This window comes from Pseudoflavonifractor sp. 60 (assembly GCF_009911645.1).
Classification (GTDB): Bacteria; Bacillota; Clostridia; order Oscillospirales; family Oscillospiraceae; genus Lawsonibacter.
In genome coordinates this window covers 1-588 of the sequence record NZ_QWKI01000367.1, presented here as the reverse complement: position 1 = coordinate 588, position 588 = coordinate 1, and the positions used below count along the sequence as shown (strand labels likewise).

The following is a 588-nucleotide window of genomic DNA, read 5'->3' as shown; positions in this document are numbered from 1 at the left end:
TTCTGCACCTCGGCCATATCGCTGCCCAGCTGCACCGCCCGCCTGCCGAAGTCCACCACGCCCTTCACCGCAAAGGCCGTCACAATGGCCCCGCCCAGCCGCTTGACTGCCGCCTGGAGGCCGCCGGTCTGGCCGGTCAGGGCCTGGATGCCCCGGATAAAGCCCTTGTTGTTCAGCGCCGTATCAATGATGACATGTCCGTCCGCGCCCCTTGCCATTGACTCACCTCCCGGTCAGACGCCCCACGCGCTGAGGGCCTGCTCCTCCTCCGCGGTGTATTTCCGCTTGAACTCAATGCGCTCCCGGTTCTCCCGGTAAAACTCCTGCTCCCAACTCTCCAGCTTTCTGCCCCTGCGCAGCTTCTCCCGGAGGGCCACAATGGCGGACAGCTGGCCCTCACCGATGGCGTTGAAATAGCCCAGGAAGGTCCACCAGTGGAGAAAGGGGAGGGCCCGCACCTCCAGCCCCGCCGCTTTGTTGATTTCGGCGGCGATGAGGGTCCGGTCCTGTTCCCAGTCGATGGTCCTGGGCCGGGCGGCCTCCTCCGGCTCCTCCCCCTGGTTGAGGAAGCGGGCCAGCTCCGCCATC

General features: G+C 66.2%; 2 protein-coding genes. Both read right to left on the bottom strand.

Annotation, left to right across the window (positions count from 1 at the left end; genetic code table 11):
* On the bottom strand, window positions 1-218 hold a 218-nt coding region (locus D1646_RS22430; RefSeq protein ID WP_160638530.1), incomplete at its 3' end, for a hypothetical protein.
* Between the two features lie 15 nt (window positions 219-233).
* The coding region (locus D1646_RS22425) for a Gp15 family bacteriophage protein (protein WP_243154305.1) at window positions 234-588 on the bottom strand (355 nt) is incomplete at its 5' end.